This window comes from Sorangium sp. So ce117 (assembly GCF_051524395.1).
GTDB lineage: Bacteria > Myxococcota_A > Polyangia > Polyangiales > Polyangiaceae > Sorangium > Sorangium cellulosum_B.
In genome coordinates this window covers 4765038-4782408 of sequence record NZ_CP150309.1, presented here as the reverse complement: position 1 = coordinate 4782408, position 17371 = coordinate 4765038, and the positions used below count along the sequence as shown (strand labels likewise).

The 17371-nt window shown below is 70.4% G+C and carries 14 protein-coding genes; 12 read left to right on the top strand and 2 right to left on the bottom strand.

Annotation, left to right across the window (positions count from 1 at the left end; genetic code table 11):
* Positions 1-68: 68 nt before the first annotated feature.
* The 4 genes from WMF46_RS17780 (at position 69) to WMF46_RS17765 (ending at position 6086) form a co-directional block, all read left to right on the top strand.
* Entirely contained in the window at positions 69-2810 is a 2742-nt protein-coding gene (locus WMF46_RS17780) for a TonB-dependent receptor domain-containing protein (RefSeq protein ID WP_437986692.1), read from the top strand.
* Complete coding sequence (locus WMF46_RS17775; RefSeq protein ID WP_437986691.1) at positions 2810-4159, top strand: hypothetical protein; 1350 nt, start codon at positions 2810-2812, stop codon at positions 4157-4159. Before WMF46_RS17780 ends, WMF46_RS17775 begins: the two co-directional genes overlap by 1 nt.
* 108 nt (positions 4160-4267) lie before the next feature.
* A complete protein-coding gene (locus WMF46_RS17770; protein WP_437986690.1) occupies positions 4268-5356 on the top strand; it encodes a hypothetical protein in 1089 nt (362 codons plus the stop codon).
* A gap of 7 nt (positions 5357-5363) precedes the next feature.
* Positions 5364-6086, top strand: coding sequence for a hypothetical protein (locus tag WMF46_RS17765; protein WP_437986689.1), 723 nt, complete (start codon positions 5364-5366; stop codon positions 6084-6086).
* 135 nt (positions 6087-6221) lie between these two features.
* On the opposite strand, the gene WMF46_RS17760 is transcribed toward WMF46_RS17765, so the two are convergent.
* Positions 6222-6431: an MbtH family protein gene (locus WMF46_RS17760; RefSeq protein ID WP_437987904.1), complete on the bottom strand. Its 210-nt coding sequence runs from the start codon at positions 6429-6431 to the stop codon at positions 6222-6224.
* A 182-nt stretch (positions 6432-6613) separates the two neighbouring features.
* On the opposite strand from WMF46_RS17760, the gene WMF46_RS17755 reads away from it, so the two are divergent.
* The 3 genes from WMF46_RS17755 (at position 6614) to WMF46_RS17745 (ending at position 9863) form a co-directional block, all read left to right on the top strand.
* Positions 6614-7474 (top strand): SDR family NAD(P)-dependent oxidoreductase, encoded by an 861-nt coding sequence (locus WMF46_RS17755; RefSeq protein ID WP_437986688.1) that lies wholly within the window; start codon positions 6614-6616, stop codon positions 7472-7474.
* Positions 7475-7743: 269 nt separating this feature from the next.
* On the top strand, positions 7744-8172 hold the full coding sequence (locus WMF46_RS17750; protein ID WP_437986687.1) for a hypothetical protein: 429 nt from the start codon (positions 7744-7746) through the stop codon (positions 8170-8172).
* A gap of 356 nt (positions 8173-8528) precedes the next feature.
* A complete protein-coding gene (locus WMF46_RS17745) occupies positions 8529-9863 on the top strand; it encodes a hypothetical protein (RefSeq protein ID WP_437986686.1) in 1335 nt (444 codons plus the stop codon).
* 31 nt (positions 9864-9894) lie between these two features.
* Here the strand turns inward: WMF46_RS17745 and WMF46_RS17740 are convergent, their stop codons facing one another.
* A complete protein-coding gene (locus tag WMF46_RS17740; RefSeq protein WP_437986685.1) occupies positions 9895-10830 on the bottom strand; it encodes a LysR family transcriptional regulator in 936 nt (311 codons plus the stop codon).
* A gap of 148 nt (positions 10831-10978) precedes the next feature.
* On the opposite strand from WMF46_RS17740, the gene WMF46_RS17735 reads away from it, so the two are divergent.
* From WMF46_RS17735 to WMF46_RS17715, 5 genes are read left to right on the top strand one after another with little or no spacing between them, the layout of a single operon-like run.
* Positions 10979-11974, top strand: coding sequence for a DUF2169 family type VI secretion system accessory protein (locus WMF46_RS17735; protein WP_437986684.1), 996 nt, complete (start codon positions 10979-10981; stop codon positions 11972-11974).
* Positions 11961-12527 (top strand): hypothetical protein, encoded by a 567-nt coding sequence (locus WMF46_RS17730; RefSeq protein ID WP_437986683.1) that lies wholly within the window; start codon positions 11961-11963, stop codon positions 12525-12527. The genes WMF46_RS17735 and WMF46_RS17730 overlap by 14 nt, the downstream gene beginning before the upstream one ends.
* Positions 12524-14725, top strand: a complete 2202-nt coding sequence (locus WMF46_RS17725) for a type VI secretion system Vgr family protein (protein WP_437986682.1) — start codon at positions 12524-12526, stop codon at positions 14723-14725. Before WMF46_RS17730 ends, WMF46_RS17725 begins: the two co-directional genes overlap by 4 nt.
* A complete protein-coding gene (locus WMF46_RS17720; protein ID WP_437986681.1) occupies positions 14722-16905 on the top strand; it encodes a type VI secretion system Vgr family protein in 2184 nt (727 codons plus the stop codon). Before WMF46_RS17725 ends, WMF46_RS17720 begins: the two co-directional genes overlap by 4 nt.
* A complete protein-coding gene (locus WMF46_RS17715) occupies positions 16902-17360 on the top strand; it encodes a hypothetical protein (RefSeq protein WP_437986680.1) in 459 nt (152 codons plus the stop codon). Before WMF46_RS17720 ends, WMF46_RS17715 begins: the two co-directional genes overlap by 4 nt.
* The last annotated feature ends 11 nt before the right edge of the window (positions 17361-17371 follow it).

Below are 17371 nucleotides of genomic sequence, written 5' to 3'. Positions count from 1 at the left end.
TGCATATTTCTCTCTTCGTCCGCATCATGCGAGAGTGCGCGCGCATGCCTTCCAAAGCGCCCTCTGCGATGCGCCTCGCTGTCTCGGAAGCGCTGCTGCTCGCGGTCACGATGACCGCCAGCGCAGCGCGCGCGCAGCCCGCCGACGAGCCTCCGCCCGAGCCTCCGCCCGAGGGAGACGTGGGCGGGGCCTCCGTTCCCCGCGGCGGAGCCGGCGCGGTCGTCGTCCCCCAGCCGGGCACGGCCCAGCCGGCGCAGCCCGCCGCCGTCAGCCCGCCGAAGCTGATCACGTACGCCCCGCCCGTGTATCCGGAAGAGGCCCAGCGCGCGGGCGTCGAGGGGAGCGTCATCCTCAAGCTCGACATCGACAAGACCGGGCGCGTCACCAAGGCCGAGGTCCAGACGCCGGGCGGACACGGCTTCGACGAGGCCGCGCTCGCGGCCGCGCCCGGCCTCGTGTTCGAGCCGGCGCGGCGCCCGGACGGCACGCCGGCGCCGGCGCGCATCCTTTACCGGTACGGGTTCACGCTCACCCCCAAGCCCGCCGACGCGGCGGCGCCGGCGCCGCCCGCCGACGTCGAGACGGTCGTCGGGACCGTCCTGTCCGCGAGCACCGGCGAGGGGCTCCCGGACATCTCGGTCAGCCTCCTCCGGCCCGACGGCGGCCGCGAGGACGTGAAGACCGACCAGCGCGGCAAGTTCCGCTTCAAGAACCTCCCGCCCGGCAAGTACCGCGTCGAGGTCGCCGCCGCGGGGTTCGAGCCGTTCACCGCCGACGAGGACATCGCGGAGGGCGAGGCGATCGAGGTGCGCTACCGCATCTCGCTCGCGAAGCCCAAGGACGGCCAGGCGCAGGGCATCGAGGTGACCGTGCAGGGCGAGCGCCCGCCGCGCGAGGTGACCCGGAGGACGCTCGAGCGCCGCGAGATCGACCGCATCCCGGGGACCGGCGGCGACGCGCTGCGCTCGCTGCAGAGCCTGCCCGGCGTCGCGCGCAGCGGGTTCGGGCTGCTCATCGTGCGCGGGTCCGCGCCGCAGGACACGCTCACGTTCATCGATCGCACCCCGGTGCCGATCATCTACCACTTCGGCGGCCTCTCCTCGGTCGTGCCGACCGAGATGCTCGAGAAGATCGACTTCTACCCGGGCAATTTCAGCGCCGTGTACGGCCGCGCCATGGGCGGCATCGTCGACGTCGGGCTCCGCTCGCCGAAGCAGGACGGCAAGTACCACGGCGTCGTCCAGCTCGATCTCATCGACGGGCGCGTGCTCCTCGAGGGGCCCGTCCCGTACCTCAAGGACTGGAAGTTCATCGCGGCGGGCCGGCGGAGCTGGGTCGACGCGTGGCTCGGGCCCGTGCTCAAGGAGACGGGCTCCAGCGTGACGCAGGCGCCCGTCTACTACGACTACCAGTTCGTCCTGGAGGGCCGCCCCTCCGCCGGCGAGCGCGTGCGCGCGAGCTTCTACGGATCGGACGACGCCTTCAAGATCACCCTGGACAAGCCGCCGGAGGACGAGCCGGCGCTGACGGGCGACTTCGGGCTGCACACCGCCTTCCAGCGCTTCCAGGTCAGCTACGAGAACCGCCTGGGGAACCGGGACAGGATCCTCTGGTCGCTGGCCCTCGGCAGGGACGTCTTCGACTTCGGGATCGCGCCCTTCGCCTTCAACATCACAACGGCCTCGCTCGACCTGCGGCTGGAGTACTCGCACCGGTTCGCCAGGTTCCTCACGATGAACGTCGGCACCGACCTGACGAGCGGCATCGCGACGGTCAAGCTCCACGCGCCGACGAGGCAGCCCGCAGGCCACCCGTCGAACCAGCCGTTCTCGACGCTCCCCGCGCAGGACCAGTCGTTCGACGGCCCGTACTCCCGGCCCGCCGCCTACGCCGAGTTCGAGGTGGTCCCCTCGTCGCGCGCGCGGATCGTCCCCGGGGTGCGCGTCGACTACGCGCTCGACACGCACACCCTCGACGTGAGCCCGCGGATCAACGCGCGCTACGACATCCGGAGCGGCTTCCCGCGGACGACGGCCAAGGGCGGCGTGGGCCTCTACTACCAGGCGCCCCAGTTCCAGGAGAGCGTCGAGCCGTTCGGAAACCCGGATATCAAGTCGAACCGATCCATCCACTACGGCCTCGGGGTGGAGCAGGAGATCACGCCGCAGATCGACGTGACGGTGGACGGGTTCTACAAGCAGCTCGATCGGCAGGTCGTCTTCTCGGCCGAGAAGGACGGATATGCCAACGACGGCACCGGGTACGCGGTGGGCGGCGAGGTGCTCTTGAAGTACAAGCCAGACGATCGCTTCTTCGGCTGGGCGGCCTACACCCTCTCGCGGTCGGTGCGCACGGACGGCCCCGGCGAGGAGGAGCACCCGACGCCATGGGACCAGACGCACGTGCTGACCGTGCTCGGGAACCTGCAGCTCGGCCGGGGCTGGGAGGTCGGCGCGCGCTTCCGCCTCGTGTCGGGCAACCTGCAGACACCCTATGTCTGCGATCCGGAGCAGAAGGGGTGTGATCCGAACCGGTTGAACGCGATCTACCATGCTTCCTCGGGCAAGTACTCGCCCTTCCCGCTCGGGGGCGACAACAGCGAGAGGATGCCGCTGTTCCATCAGCTCGACGTCCGCGTCGACAAGACGTGGCGATTCAAGAGGTGGCAGCTCGGGCTCTACCTGGATGTGCAGAACGTCTACAACTACCAGGCTGCGGAGGGCATCAGCTACAACTTCAACTACACGAAGCGGGAGTACGTGACGGGGCTCCCCTTCCTGCCCACGCTCGGGCTGCGAGGAGACTTCTGATGAAACGGACCCGACTGCCCTCTCGCCGCGCGCTGCTCGCCGCGCTCTCGACCCTGGCCCTCGGAATCCCCTGCTGCTCGGGGAGCGACCTGGCTCCGTCGTCCGAGGTGGAGGGACTCCGCATCCTGGCCGTGACGGCGGACAAGCCGTACCCGGCACGGGGCACGCCCGTGACGTTCCAGATGACGTACGCCGACGCGCTGGGCGACGCCAACGGCAACCCGCGGAACGTCGAGGTCATGTGGATCGGGGGCTGCGTGAACCCGCCTGTCGGGGTGGACGCGCAGATCGGGTGCCTCGGGCAGTGGATAGGCACCTACATGGCGGCAATGGCCCCGCCGCAGGGAGGCGGAGGTGGCGGCGGCAACGGCGGCGGCGGCAACGGCGGCAGCGCCAATGGCGGCGGCGGCAACGCCAACGGCGACGGTGGCAACGGCGGCAGCGCCAACGGCGGCGGCGGTGCCAACGATGGCGACGGAGGCAACGGCGGCGGCAATGGCGGCCAGGAGGAGCAGACCGCTCTCTTGAAGCGACAGGAGCTCGAATCGGAGCTGAGCGGCAAGCCCAACGCAGCGTCGTTTACGTGGACGCTGTCCGGCGACATCCTCAGGCGGGAGGACGCAGCAACCACCGCGAGCGGAACGAAGTACTCGTCGGCCTACGTGTTGTTCGCCGTGTGCGCCGGCAAGGTGCGGCCATCCCCGCCGCTGTCCGCAGCGCTGGAGGCGCTGCAGACAGGCGCTGACCCGTCCGCGGCGCTGGCAGACCTGGCAGGCGACGGCCTGAAGATTCCACTGGAGTGCGTCGACGAGGACGGGAGGGTGCTCGGTCCGGACAGCTTCGTCGTGGGCTACACGCAGGTGTTTGTCTTCCAGGATTCGGATCAACGGGCCAACACGAACCCGCCCATCGACGGCTTCACGCTGAAGCTGGACGACAAGGAGGTCGCGCTCGGCGAGAGCGGCCTGCCCGTCGTGGAACCGTGCATCCAGCCGGAAACGAAGGCGCAGGGATGCGGCCCGGCAGAGCCGGACGCCGACGACTGCACGACCTACGACATCGACGTGATCGTGCCGTCCGACGCCGCCGACGTGGACGTGGAGGCCACGGGGCTCGGGGGGCCGCCCGCGCGCGAGGCGATCTGGGTCGACTACTACACGGACGGGGGCGGATTCGACGGGGCGAGGCGCCTCGTGAGCGACGCGGTGACGGGCCCCGGCGAGCGCCACGGGACCACCTGGACGCCGCCCTCGAAGCCGGGACGCGTGTCGCTGTGGGCGGTCGTCCACGACACGCGGGGCGGATCGAGCGTGAAGCAGATCGAGGTCGAGGTGCGGGAGAAGGAGTAGCGCGCCGGGGCGCGGCGGCGCTCAGGCGAGCGCTGCCGGGGCTCCGGGGTGAGGCCGCGCGCGCCGGCGCTTGTGCCGAGGCGCGCGCTCCCGTATCGCAATCTGGTCATGCCGCCGCTCGATCTGCACGTCGCCCTGTTCGGCGCCTCCGGCGCAGGCAAGACGGTCCTCCTGGCGGCCTTCTACCGGGCGCAGACGCAGCCCTCGTTTCAGCTCGAGCACGCGTACAAGATCCAGGCGGTCAACAAGGCGCAGGGCAACCAGCTCCTCGGGCGCTTCTACCGCCTCGAAGAGGGCAGGTTCCCGGACGGCAGCACGCGCTTCGACGCGTACGAGTTCGACTTCTTCCCGAGGGACCTGCCGGAGGCGGCGGTCCGCATCCACTGGTACGACTACCCCGGGCGCTGGTGGGAGGACGAGCCGATCGACGCGGAAGAGCGGGAGGCGATGCGCCAGGGCCTGCTCAAGCTCGGCATGAGCCACGTCGGGATCCTCCTTGCGGACGGCGCGAAGTACCGGAGCGAGGGGACCGGCTACATCCGGTGGCTCTTCGAGCACTTCGCCGACGAGTGCGACCGGCTGCGCCGGACCAGCGCCGCCACGGGGGACGAGGTGAGCTTCCCGCGCGAGTGGATCCTCGCCCTCAGCAAGGCCGACCTGTTCCCGCCGGAGTACAGCGCGAGCGACTTCGAGCGCGAGGTGTGCCGCGACGCCGACGATCAGCTCGCGAAGCTCTGCGCCGTGCTCCGCGCCGAGCGCGCGTTCGGCCACCGCTTCATGCTGCTCTCGTCGGTCGCCGCGCCGGTCGACGCCGACGCGCAGGTCGACCCTGGCACCTCGCTCGGCGTGCGCACGCTCGCGCCCGCGGTCCTGGTGAGCACCGTCGAGGGCGCGGTCCGCGAGGCGCAGGCCACGCGGAAGGAGAGGTCGGCCGGTGAGACGTTCTTCCAGGGGCTGCGCGATCTGGTCACGTTCGTCGACTCCCTCGACGACTTCCTCCCGAAGCGATACCAGATCGTGAGCAAGATCCTGCGGTTCGTCTCGATCAAGGACTTCGCGACAACGCGGCTCGACAGGCTCCAGAAGACCCGCGAGGGCGCGATCCGGAGGGGCGACGCGTTCACGGCGGTCCTGAGCGCGATGGCCGCGGCCCTGCGCAACGACGAGGGGGCGCGGGCCTACCACCAGAACCAGTAGGACAGCCATGCTCGCGCCAGCGCCAGCGCCCGTCGTCGAGACCTCGCGCCTCCTCTGGAGGACGCGCGGCGAGCACTGGGACTACGAGTTCATCTGCGTGCCCGAGATCCCCGCCCTCCCCGCCTGGCTCACGACGCTCGAGGCCATGATCGGCGACGCCGACGCGAGCGCCGGAGAGCTCCGTTATGGCCTGCTCGAGATCGACGAGCACGGGCCGAGAGGCCCTCTCGTGGTTCCCTACGTGGCGACGCGGTTCCTCGATCCGGCGCGGAAGGACTGGACCGGAAGGCAGGTCCAGCACTTCGCCGTGTGGTTCCCGCCGATCCCGGAGGATGCGATCGAGGCGCTGCCCGGGGCGATGCCCGCCGACTGGCACCTTCGCGTGCTCGATGGCCTCGCGGGGACGTACGGCTCCGGCGAGGTGTTCGGGCTGCCCGAGGCGGCGATCCGCGCGTCGAGGCGGGGTGTTCCGGAGAGCCGGGCGGCGCGCGCGATGGCGATCGTGAAGCGCACGCCCCCGGTGGCGCTGCTCGAAGGCGAAGCCGCGCCCGCGCGGTGGAAGCGGGTGCCCACCTTAAAAAAAAAGTGCCCGGATCCCCCGGGCGCGGTGAGCCTGAAGGCGGCGGGAGCAGGCGATAACGGCAAGCGCCCGGGACTCGGCTGCTTCGCGGTCAGTCTGCTGGTGATCGTCGCCGTCGGCCGACTGATGATCGGATGGGTGGCGGGCTGAGGCGGCCTTGCGGCGCGAGCGCCCTGGAGCTGGAGCACGCACGCGGGGAGCGGCCGCCGGGCGCGAGCTCCAGCCGGCGCGACTCGCCCCGTCAAGGGCCCAGAGCGAGGCCGGCGGGCGAGCGCGGGACGCCGGTCATTGACCGTCCATGGCCTGGCGCAGGCTCAGCGGCCGCATGTCGGTCCAGACCTTCTCGATGTGCTGGAGGCACGCCGCGCGCGTCCCCTCGGCGCCCTCAGCACGCCAGCCGAGCGGCAGATCACGGGTTGCCGGCCAGATCGAGTACTGCTCTTCGTGATTGACGACCACCCGGAAGATGGTCTCGCTGTCCTCGGAGTCGCTCATCATGCACCTGCGCGGCTGTCTGCCAGCGCGCATGGTAGGGGCCGCTGCCGTGATATGCAAGCCGTTCCTGGAGGAGGCCACTCGCGCCGGAGGATCGTGGCCCGACCCGCCGGCGCCCACTATGCTCGCCCCGATCGCCGCGCCAGAGGCGGCGCGCCATCAACGCATGACGGAGATCCGCTGTGAATGACCATCCCGCATTGACACCTGGCCGCGCCGCCGTTGTGACCGGCGCCGCCGGCGGCATCGGCCTCGCGGCCGCCGAGCGCTTCGCGCGCATGGGCCTGAAGGTCTGTCTCGCCGACCTGGACGGACCGGCGCTTCACGAGGCCGCCGGGCGCGTCGCCGCCGCCGCGCCCGGCGGCCAGGCCGACGTGCGCGCGGTGCCGACCGACGTCGCCAGGCTCGAGGACGTGCATCGGTTGAAGCAGGCCGCCTACGACGCGTTCGGGGAGGTGGCGGTCCTGATGAACAACGCCGGAGTCGGCGGCGGCGGCAAGCCGTGGAAGGACATCGATCGCTGGCGGCGGCTCATCGAGGTCAATCTGTGGGGCGTGATCCACGGCGTGCAGGCGTTCACCGAGGCGATGATCGCGCAGGGCACCCCCTGCGCCATCGTCAACACGGGCTCGAAGCAGGGCATCACCACCCCGCCCGGCGACGCTGCCTACAACGTGTCGAAGGCCGGCGTGAAGGTGCTGACGGAGCAGCTCGCCCACGAGCTGCGCAACGTGGCGGGCTGCAAGATCACCGCCCATCTGCTGATCCCGGGCTACACGTTCACCGGGATGACGGCGCGAGGCCCGGAGAAGCCCGCGGAGGCATGGACCGCCGATCAGGTGGTGGATCTGATGATCGGCGGCATGGCCCGGGGCGACTTCTATCTGCTCTGTCCCGACAACGCGGTGACGCGCGAGATGGACGAGCGCCGCGTGCAGTGGGCTGCCGACGACCTGATCCGGAACCGACCTGCGCTGTCGCGCTGGCATCCGGAGTACGCCGAGGCGTTCGCCGCGTTCATGGCGGGCGCTGCGAAGCCCTGACGGGGCAGGCTGTCCAGAGCGCGCGCCGCCCGCAGGCGAGGCGGGGCTCGGCCCCGGGCAGCATAAAGATCCGTCGCTGTAACAGGAGAACTGCACAGGTTGTTTTCAGCCGCCCGAATTGAATGTTTCACTTCGCGTGATGGTCGGGCGCCTCACAACACAACAGTGCAGAGAACCTGGCCCGTTGCGCTGCTCCTCCTCTGGATGCAGATCGTGCGACGAGGTCCTCGACGAAGGGTCGCCCGCGGCCCAGTCTACCCGCCAGCTGTATGGTCCCGCTCCCTGCCCGCCCGCTTCAGACCCACTGGTGCAGCGAGGGCACGGTAAAGATCTGGTGTCCCGCGCCGGCGCTGATGGTCACGTGTGTCACCGGGGTGCTGGTGGAGGCGGGCGCCGCGGCGATCGAGGAGGTCATGTTGCGGCGGGTGGCCGCGGAGGGCCGAGTGCTGGTCTTCAATGACTGGGAGGCGATGACCGATTACGAGCACGTGACGCGCACGCGGCTGACCGCGGCGACGATTTCCGTCCTCCATGCGGTCGAGGGAGGTCACTTCCTGCTCCAATCCAGGGTGGTCATCTTCGGGGTTCAGATCGCGAATACCGCCATCCGGAAGCTGACCGTCCATCCGTCGCGCGCGGTGTTCGAGCGCGCGCTGGAGGACGCGCTCCGCCAGCGCGCGCCGGAGGGCACGGTCTAGTCGTTGGGTTGGCCCCCTCGGCTGGCGGGAAGTTACGATCCGGATTGATCTTTATCTGTCGGCGTCCACGCGCTCCAGCTCGCGCCACCGCGTCGAGCGCTCGCCGCGGGGATCCCCGTTGATTTGGGGCATATTTTTTGGCAGCCCGACGGATTCGGTAGTAGGGTGTCCCGCCATTCACAGCCCACAATAAGATTGTCGGCGTATTGAAATCGCTTTGCGCGGACCATGCTCTCGGGAGACCCACGTGAACACCAACATGACAAGTGGCGTGGTCGACGGCGGCGCCGATGTGGCCCTCGTGGATGTCGGAACGTGAACCCGCGTGTCCGATTCACCGCCGTAGGAGATTGATCATGAGCACCTGGAAGACGCCCAGCGCAACCCTTGTCGTCTCTCTCTCGCTGGCCGGGATCGCTGCGCCGGCCACGAGCAACGCGCAGCCGGCGGAGCCGGCTCAGCAGGCTGCGCCGGGCGCGGCCGCGCCGACGCCCGTGGAAGAGCCCCGTCCTGCTCCTCCTCCGCCGGTCGAGCAGAAGAAGGCCGATGACAAGCCTCTCGTGCGTGTCTACGGGATCCTCAAGCCCACGGTCGTCGTGGGGAACGGCCTTGAGTCCTTCGGCAACCCGAACTACTCCGCCCCGACGGCCGCGGTGAACCCGCTGTTCCTCGCCGATCCGGACGCCGTGGGCCTCACCTTTCAGGCGCAGCAGACGCGCCTTGGCGTGGCCGTCGGGGAGGGCACGCCTGTGAAGGGGCAGGTCGAGGTCGATTTCATCGATTTCGGCAAGTCCTCTCCGGCCCAGGGGATGAGCCTTCGCGTGCGTCAGGCGTTCCTGGATTGGACTCCCGCCGAGGGACACAAGCTCACGCTCGGCCAGACCTGGGATCTGTTCTCGCCGCTGAACACGCACACGTACAACCTCGTGGGTGGGATGTTTCAGTCCGGAAACTCGGGCTTCGTGCGCCACCAGTTCATCTACCTGGCGAACGTCGGCAGCGTCGAGGTGGGCGCCGCGCTCGGTCTGGTCAGCCAGAACGTCACGGCCATCCTCAACAACGTCGAGTACTCGCGCACGCCGACCGTCTCGCTGCGCGCGAGCTATCGCGCCGAGAAGACAGCGTGGGTGGGCGCCTCGGTGATCGGGACGCGGCTCGCCTTCGACGCGAACCTGCCGACCGAAGAGGGGAAGCTGGCGCTCGGCGGCAACCTGTTCGGCGAGATCACGAGCGGTTCGCTGAACGTGCGGGCCGAGGCGTACGGCGGGAAGAACCTCGCCAACCTGGGCCTCCTGACGCTCGGGCAGGGTTATCGCACGAACGACGTCGCCGAGGTGGGCGGCTGGGTGTCGGGGAAGGTCACGTTCGACAAGCACTCTTTGCACCTCGTCGCCGGGACCGCGATGGTGCTCAGCACCGACGAGATGCAGCTCGGCTACACGCCCGGAACCCCCGCGGCGGGCGGCACGCCTGCCACCGCTCCCGCGCGCGTGGGCGCCAATGGTCCCGGCATCGAGCGCAACGTGACCCTGCGCGCGGGGTATGCCTTCGCGCCCATGAAGGGGCTCTCGATCGTGCTCGAGCCTTCGCTGTTGCTCACGCGCCACAAGCTCGATCCGGCGGCCGCAGCGCAGCATGACGCCGACCGCACGGGCTTTGGCGTCGAGGCGGGCGGGCTCTACCAGTTCTGACAGGTCTGGCGGCTCACGCGACGGAGCGCGCTCAACGTCGCCCGCTCCGCCGGCGCTCTCCCCGGCGCTCGGGCGAGGGTGGAGCGAAGATCTCCGCGAGAAAATCGACGAACACGCGCACCTTCGGCAAGAGGTGCCGGTTCTTCGGGTACAGCGCGTGAATCGGCCAGGTCGTCGTCGGGAACTCGTCGAGCACGGTCACGAGCGTCCCCTCGGCCAGCGCGTCCTTCGCGAGGAAGTCGAACATCGCGATGATCCCGCTCCCGGCGATCGCGAGGCGCCTCAGGACATCCACGTCGTTCGCGTGGAACGGCCCGGAGATGGGCACCTCGAGCAGGGCGTCGCCGTCCCCGGTCAGGAAGCGGAACGCTGTGGGCCGCCCGTCGCGCAGGTACCCGACGCAGTCGTGGCCCGAGAGATCGGCCGGCGTCGCGGGCGCGCCGCGCCGCGCGATGTACGACGGCGCCGCGCAGTGGACGATGCGGCTCGCGCCGAGCCGGCGCGCGACGAGGCTCGAGTCGCCGAGCGGGCCGATGCGCACGAGCAGGTCGAGCCCCTCGGCCACGGGGTCGACGTGCTGATCGCGCAGCGTCAGGTTGACCCGCACGTCGGGGTAGCGCGCCGCGAAGCGCGGCAGGCCCGGCGCGATCACGTCCCGTCCGAGCGCCACCGGCGCGTCGACGCGCAGCAGCCCCACCGGCTTCTTGCTCGCACGCGCGATCGCCTCGGTCGCCTCCCCTAGCTCCTCGACGATGCGGACGCAGCGCGCGTAGAAGGCCTGCCCGTCGTCCGTCAGGCGGAGCGACCGCGTCGTGCGCGCCAGGAGCGCCACGCCGAGCTCCTGCTCGAGGCGCATCACGCGCCGGCTCACCGCGGACGGCGTGACGCCGAGCCGGCGCGCGGCGCCCGAGAAGCTACCGGACTCGACGGTGGCGACGAGCAGCTCTATCGCGGCGAGCGAGATCATGATCTGTGCTGAAATAGCACAGATGACGTTCCCTCGCGCGGACTGATGCGCCCCGGATGGCTCGATCGAGCCATTGGCCGAGCTGGATTCATTCTCTCGATTCTTGATGCCATGCCCTGCGTTCCGATACGTTCCGAGGAGGCACGGAATGTTTGCGAACGCCACACCGGTCGCTGCTCTGGCCGTGCCCCTGCACGATGAGCGGGGTGTCGACGTCGTCATCCTTCTGGCCAAGGCCACCTTCGCCAGGCGCGGTCCCAGGCTCGTGCTCCTGGAGGAGCAGGCTCCCCTTCGCCTGAATGACGTGCCAACGGACGAGACGGCCGTCCGGGACGGCCGTGAGTCGAGCATTCGCTACCCCAGCGACGTCTGCTGCGAGAAGCCGGGGGCTGACGTCGTGATCGTGGGCAGCGCGGTCTCCTCGAAGGCCGTCAGCAGCCTCGACGTCGCCGTTCGCGCGCCGGGCCGCTCGATGTCGCTCACCGTGCACGGCGAGCGGGTCTTCTACAAGAGCGGCCTCGGCATCAAGATCTCCCCGGCAGCGCCGTTCGAGCGCGCCGCGATCACCTACGAGCGCGCGTACGGCGGGACATCGAAGGACGGCACCGTCGTGGAGTGGCACAACCCCGTTGGGCGCGGCGCCCACAGATCGACCTCGGAGCTCGATGGATGCCCGGCCCCGTGCGTCGAGGATCCCGCTCACCCCGTCACGGGCACGGACGCGACGCCTCCGGCCGGATTCGGCGCCATCGCGATGTGGTGGCTGCCGCGGCGCGCGCTGTCGGGAACGATGGACGCGGCCTGGCAGCGCGAGCGCATGCCGCTGCCGCCGCTCGACTTCGATCGACGCTTCTATCACGTCGCTCATCCCGGTTTGCAGCTGGATCGGCCGCTCGCGGCGGGCGACGTCATCGCCACCCACGGGCTGTGTCCCGAGGGGCTGTTCGACGTGACCATTCCCGAGCTCGCGATCGTCGCGCACCTCCGCCGGGCGACGGGGCGGGCGGTGTCCCTGCCCCTCGCGCTCGACACGGCCGTCCTCGAGCCCGACACGGCGCGCGTCGAGCTCACGTTCCGGCGCGTCGTCCCGCTCGGCAGGGGCGACACGATGCTCCGGGAGGCGCGGCTCGATGTCGACGCGTGACGCCCTCCTGCTCTCCCTGCCCGCCGACGGGCGGATCCCCGGAGCGCTCCGCGCTCCCATCGAGGGGGTCTCCATCGCGCACTACCTCGTCGTGGAAGCGGCGCAGCTCGACGGGCTCCCCGTCCCCGCCGTGCTGGAATGGCTCGGCGTGCCGCGACGAGCGTTCGCGCGGGCCGAGGAGCTCTGGAGCGAACGTGTGGCCGACGCGCTCGGGGGCGAGGACGGCAGCTTCGACGCGCTGTACGAGGACGTCATCGGCCGAGCGCTCTCGCTCTGGGCGCGGGCCGTCGACCCGCTCGACAGGGAGTTCGGCGCCTGGATGACGTTTCAACGCCACGCGCTCGAGGCCGACGATCCGGGCGAGCTCGCCCGCCGCGCGGGGCTCACCCGGGGTGACGAGCTGCGCCTCGCGCGCCTCTGGCGCGGGCGGCTGGTCGAGGCCGAGCCCGAGATCGTCGCCCTGGCCGAAGCGGCGATGTCGGGCCCGCTCGCGCCCCTGCCCGCGCTCACCGTGTCTCCGTTCGTCTTCCCACCGCCGGAGGAGCGCCCGTGATCAACCAGGCAGAGCTCCGGCTCGATGGGCTCGAGGGCGCGGAGATCGTGCGGGTCCGCGGGCGTGAAGCCATGAACGAGCTCGGCGCCTTCGTCGTCGATATCCTGCACCCCGACCCGCACCTCGACCCGGCGGCGCTCGTCGACAAGGACGCGACCCTCGGGCTGGCCGACGCGAGCGGACACACGACGACGTTCCACCTGATCGCGCTCGAGGCCTCCCACGGCGGCCACTTTCGCGGCAGCGACCGCTATCACATCACGCTCGGGCCCGCGGCCGAGCGCCTCGCCCTGCGCGTGAGCCACGCGATCTTCCAGGACAAGACCACCCAGGAGATCGTGGCCGAGCTCCTGCTCCGCGCGGGCATCCCCGCCGCCCAGGTGAAGTGGCGCCTCGCCGGGCAGTACGCGAAGCGAGACTACACGGTGCAGTACGGAGAGAGCGAGTGGGCGTTCATCGCGCGCCTGCTCGCCGACGACGGCATCAACCACTGGCTCGATCGAGAGGACGACGCTCCGCTCCTCGTCTTCGGCGATCACCCGAGCTCCCATGAAGGGATCGAAGGGCCGAGCCGCGTCGTGCCGTTCGAGGACGCGAGCGGCATGAGCTCGATGGCGTTCGCCTTCCATGCCCTGCGGCGAAGCTGGTCCATCGCCTCGACGAGGGCGAGCCTGCGCGACATCAACGTGCAGAACCCCGGCGTGCCCGTGGACGGCGAGGCAGGCGAAGGCGCGCTCGAGGTCTTCGAGTATCCGTCGAACCTCATGATGCCGACGGCGGCGACCGCGCGGGCCAAGGTCCGCCTCGAGCAGCTCCGCCGCCATCGCTCGACGCTCGTGGGCGAGAGCGGCAATGGGCGCCTCCGCGCCGGACGGGTCGTGCAGATCACCGGCGCCGCGGACGCCTGCTTCTCGGGCAGGTTCCTGATCACCGCGGTGGAGCACGAGCTCGAGCAAGCCTCACGGGAGCAGCCCCGGGGCACGCCGTACCGCAATCGCGCCACCCTCGTCCCCTTCGCCCCGGACGCGCCGTACCGGCCCGGGATACCGCGCTCACGGCCCATCGTGGCAGGAATCGAGAGCGCGATCGTCACCGGCCCTGCGGGGGACGAGATCCACGTCGACGATCTCGGTCGCATCAAGGTGCGCTTCTTCTGGGATCGCTCGGGCGTGGGCGACGACAAGAGCTCACGCTGGGTCCGGGCGCTTCAGATGAACCTCACGACGCCGCAGATGCTGCCCCGCGTCGGATGGGAGGTCCCGGTCATCTACGAGAACGGCGATCCGGACCGGCCCTTCGTCCTCGGGCGCGTCTACAACGGCGGTTCCGCGCCGCCCTACGGGCTGCCCGACAGGCGCGCGACGAGCACGCTGCAATCGGCCACCTCGCCGAGCGACGGGACGACGCAGGAGATCCGGATGGGCGACGACGGGGGGAGCGAGCAGACCTTCGTCCACGCGACGAGGGATCAGACGGTATCTGTCGGCGGCGCTCACGCGATCGAGGTCGGGGCGAACCGGCTGGACACCGTGCAGAAAGGGCAACAGCTCCTCGTCGACGGCGCGCAGACGACGACGATCGGGGGCAACCAGTCCATCGTCGTGGGCGCCGACGGGAACATCGTCGTCAAGGGGGCGCGCTCGGAGAGCATCGGCGGCAGCGAGAACATCGGCGTGACAGGCACCTACAAGACGACCGTCGATGGCGCTTACGTCGAGCTGATAGGCGCCCTCTACAGCCTGCGCTGCAACGAGTACAACGCGAAGATCCAGGGGGCGTTCACGCAGGTCATCGGCGCGGCGCTCTCGACCACGGCGGGGCTCGGGAGCAACCAGTCGGTGGCGGGCGCGCGGACCGAGGTCGTGAGCGGCGCCCGCAGCTTCACGGCCGGCCTCGCGTACGCCGACGGGACCATGGGTCGAAAGAGCGTCACCGCCGGGGCGGCGAACGAGAGCGCGGACGCCAAGGTGGCCTTCAACGCGGGCGCCCGGGCGACCCTCCAGGCGGGCGGTGTCCTGTCGATCGAAGCCGGCGGCAAGGTCGTGTTCGAGGCGAGCACGATCTCCGTCAAGGCTGCGACGCTCACCGCGAAGGGGGGGAGCACGATGAAGCTCGCAGGGGCGATGAAGTCGACGTCCACCGTCAAGCTCGACGCGCCGACGGTCAAGAAGAACGACAAGGTCAAGGTGGGGCCGTGAGGGCTGCGTTCGATCTGACCATCGAGGGGGCCCCGCCGCTCTCGGTCCAGTCGTTCGATGCCCACGAGAGGACGCATGTCGGCGGCAGCGTGCGTGTCCTCGCGCGCGTCGCTCCAGGGCGGGACGAGGCGCTCGTCCCCGACGAGCTGCTCGGCAGGAAGGCGACGCTGGAGATCACGCCGAAGGACGCGCTGCGCGACGTCCCGCGGAGGTTTCACGGGGTCGTCGACGTCATCGAGAGCTCGGGGCAAGGCGCGCTGCTGACGATCGTTCCGCGCCTCATGCCGCTCGAGGACGGATCGGATCACCGTATCTTCCTGGAGCAGGACTCGGTCGCCATCGCCGAGGGGCTGCTGCGCGAGGCAGGCCTCGCCCTCGACATCCGCGTGGCGACCCGACCCGAGCCGCGGGTCCAGTGCGTCCAGGCCTTCGAGTCCGTGCTCGCGTTCGTGCGGCGGATCCTTGCCGAGGACGGGATATCGCTGTGGGTCGAGCACCAGGAGTCGGAAGACGTGGTGGTGTTCGGCCAGGACGACTCGGCCTGCCACGATCTCCCGGGCGGCGCGCGCGTCACGGTGGCGCACGACGGAGGGCTCACCACGGGCGAGGTGGTCACGGATCTGCGGCTGCTGCACCGCGTGACGCACGACGGCGTGGCGGTATCCGATTACGATCCCGATCATCCCGCGGTCGATCAGGCCGCGTCGGTGGGTGGGCAGCGCTTTCAGCGCTTCGCGTACCCTGGACACCATCGCTCGCCCGGGGCAGGCGCCTCGCGGGCGCGGCTCCTCCTGGAGGAGGAGCAGACCGAAGGCGTGATCCTCCGGGCGCGCACGACCTGCCGGCATGTCGCTGTGGGGTACATCGTGGAGCTCGAGGGCGCCCCGCGGGACGATGAGAACGGGCGCTTTCGCGTCCTGGAGGTGCGACACAAGGGGCGCGACTTCGCCGCGAGCGGCGCGGGCGATCTGCGTTATGAGGCCGAGTTCACCGCGGTCCCCGCGGCGCGACCCGTGCGGCCGAGGCGGCAGCCGGCGAAGGGGCTGGGCGGGCTCCAGACGATGACGATCATGGGGCCGCCGGGCGCGGAGATCCACACCGACCCGCAGGGGCGGGTCAAGGCCCGCTTCCGCTGGGATCGCCTCTCACCGGACGACGACACGGCGAGCGCGTGGGTCCGGCCGATGCAGCCGCCCTTGAGCGGTGGGTTCTTCCTGCCGCGGGTCGGCTGGGAGGTGCTTGTCGGGTTCATGAACGATCCTGCGCCGACGGGGGATACCCCGCTGTCGCTCGGGCGCCTCGACAACGGGCAGGCGCCCCCCGCCGAGAGCCTGCCGAAGCAGAAGGTGCGGTCGAACTGGGGGACCCAGAGCACCGGGGGGAGCGGGAAGAAGAACCAGATCCGGCTCGACGACGCCGCGGGCAACGAGGGGATGCACTTCGCTGCGTCGAAGGACGCGAACGAGAGGACCGAGAACGACAAGGTCGTCAGCGTGGCGGCCGACGAGGAGAACGTCGTCGGGGGCAACCACACGAGCACGGTGACCTTGCAGCAGGTGACAGCGGTGAAATCTGCCCAGACGTACTCGGTGGGTGGCAATCGCGACCTGACGACGACGGGCGCGCTCGGGATCTTCGCCGCGAGCGAGAGCGTCAGCGTGGGCGCGACGCGGAAGCTCACGGTGGGGGGCGATTACGAGATGAAGGCGGCCACCGTCGGCCGCATCGTCGGGGCCGCGGAGAACGTCGTCGCGATCCAGGGGACGAACCGCCACGTGACCGGCGCCTCGACCATCGCCGTGGGCGGCACGTGGACCGAGATCGGCGGCATCACGGCGTCCACCGGCGTGCTCGGCGCCAGCACGCTCACCGCCGGCGGGCCCCTCTCGGTGAGCGCGAGGAGCGTGTCGATCAACGCGTCGGTGCTCTCGGAGACCTACGCGGGGCTGTACAAGGCGCACGCCGGCGCGGATTTCACGGTGGGGGCTCCCATCGTGAAGCTCAAGGCGGGCGGGGCCATCCGGGCCAAGGGAGCCGACGTGTCCTTCAAGGCGAAGTCGAGGATCGTGCTCAAGGCGGGCGGCGTCACGGTCACGATCACGCCGGCGTCGATCACGGTGAAGGGAAAGCTCAAGGGCGATTCGACGAGCGTCGTGACGACGAGGGAGGAGGTCAAATGAGCTCTGCGAGAACGATGAAGCGGGCCGGCAAGGTGGTGAATCTCGGCCACCGCACGGAGGCAGCGCCGCTGCTGGGAGGCGGCGCCCATTTCGCGAAGCTGCTGAGGAAGCTCGCCGAAGGGCGGTACGAGGCCTCGCTCTTCGGCAGCGAGCCCATCGAGGTGGGCGTCCTGCCCGACGTGGATCTCGAGCTCGCCGACAGGTGCCTCGCCGAGCAGAGCATCGTCCTCGTGGGCATGGCGGGAGGCGGCGCGGTGATCTTCGGCGCGCTTCAGACGAGGGAGCGCAGGACGGAGGAGGTCGTCGTGGAGGCGCCGCGGCGGCTGGTGCTCCGGGCGGGCAAATCGCGGCTGGAGCTGTCGGCCGACGGCCGCGTGAAGCTGTCGGCCGACGCCGTGACCGTGGACGCCCCGCGCGAGGTGCGGCTGGCGAGCGCGCATGTCGAGATCCCCTAGATGAGCCCACC